This window comes from uncultured Tateyamaria sp. (assembly GCF_947497045.1).
Taxonomy (GTDB): Bacteria; Pseudomonadota; Alphaproteobacteria; order Rhodobacterales; family Rhodobacteraceae; genus Tateyamaria.
Window position 1 is genome coordinate 1 of sequence record NZ_CANMEU010000046.1, and the last position, 576, is coordinate 576.

The 576-nt window shown below is 53.3% G+C and carries 1 pseudogene; it reads left to right on the forward strand.

Annotated features, from left to right (window positions below):
- Positions 1-69 precede the first annotated feature (69 nt).
- Positions 70-576: pseudogene (locus Q0859_RS21450) on the forward strand (transposase); the annotation flags it as partial.

A 576-nucleotide genomic window follows, 5' to 3' on the forward strand; every position in this document is an offset into this window, starting at 1 on the left:
GGTAATCCCCCCGAAATTTAGGGGTGTGCTGAAGTAGAATTTTCTCGAATGATGAAAGAGGAGATTCTGATGAAGAAATCGAAATACAGCGACGCCCAGATCATGGCGATCCTGAAGCAGGCCGAAAATGGTGTGCCTGTCTCTGATCTGTGCCGCGAGCATGGGATGAGTAGCGCAAGCTTCTACAAATGGCGCTCCAAATACGGTGGCATGGACGCCAGCCTGATGGCGCGGATGAAAGAGCTCGACGAAGAGAACAAACGGCTCAAGAAGATGTATGCCGAGAAGAGCATGCAGAACGATCTGCTGAAGGAAGCCCTTGGAAAAAAGTGGTGAGGCCGTCTCAAAGGCGCGAGATGGCCGAATGGGCGGTGCGCTACCGTTCCGCCAGCATCGCTTTGGCATGCAGGGCGTTCTCGATCAGTGAGACATGCTATCGATATCAGCCAAAGCTCAGCGATGAGAATGAGTTGATTGCCGATTGGCTGGTCGCGTTGACGAATGCCAAGCAGACCTGGGGCTTCGGCCTGTGCTTTCTGCATCTGCGGAACGTGAAGGGGTTCAAATGGAACCACA